A 714-nucleotide genomic window follows, 5' to 3' on the forward strand; every position below is an offset into this window, starting at 1 on the left:
AATTTATATATAGAAAAAGGGCAACATGCGCAAACATGTTACCCTAATGAGCCCGTTAAAAAGACGGTGGCTATTTTAGATTAAAGATTAAATTAATAACCATTTAACCATCGAAACCAGCCAAAGTTAGCGATGGTTATTTTTTATTGCTTAATTCAATAAGCTTGATTACTAGACCTATCAATGCAATAAGGAATAAACCAAACTGCAACATGGTACTAATTGTAATCATTAGGCGTCTCCTTTCTAAAGATTTCAGTAATGCCACCATAGGCACCACCTCCTTATACTCAGATAGCCACCATCTATCCAACTTGCTCACTTCTGCATATTACCATAATTACAACAATAAATAAAAAGTCAGTACCGAAGCACTGACTAAAACTTATTTACATTTACCGAACCAAAAACATGTCCAGAAACTATAACCAAAGATTAGTTTAAACATTTTATTCACCTCTCTTATATGCCCATAAGCATACGCAATAATGCTATAATTAGCGACCCAAATATTGTCCCAACTAAACCAAGCACCCACATTTTCATATCACGTATGTTCTTATCATTTTCTTTCTTATTCTTTTCATCTATTTCTCTTTCTTTTTGAATAGCATCTAAGGTTTTATCTAATTTAATGTTAACTTGCTCTTGGGTTTTTTGACCTAATTTAATTTCGTTGAGTGTGCTGAGCATTGTTTTATCATTCTCTTCTAA

General features: G+C 32.6%; 2 protein-coding genes. Both read right to left on the minus strand.

Annotation, left to right across the window (positions count from 1 at the left end; translation table 11 throughout):
* Positions 1-136: 136 nt before the first annotated feature.
* The gene (gene pepG1, locus A6013_RS28310) at positions 137-271 is read right to left on the minus strand and encodes a type I toxin-antitoxin system toxin PepG1 (RefSeq protein WP_000226108.1); all 135 of its coding nucleotides are present in this window, start codon (positions 269-271) and stop codon (positions 137-139) included.
* Between the two features lie 191 nt (positions 272-462).
* Positions 463-714 (minus strand): DUF2951 family protein (locus tag A6013_RS23845; RefSeq protein ID WP_139128262.1); only part of this gene is annotated, 252 nt, incomplete at its 5' end.

This window comes from Enterobacter sp. IF2SW-B1, from assembly GCF_001743375.1.
In the GTDB taxonomy this organism is placed as follows: domain Bacteria; phylum Pseudomonadota; class Gammaproteobacteria; order Enterobacterales; family Enterobacteriaceae; genus Enterobacter; species Enterobacter bugandensis.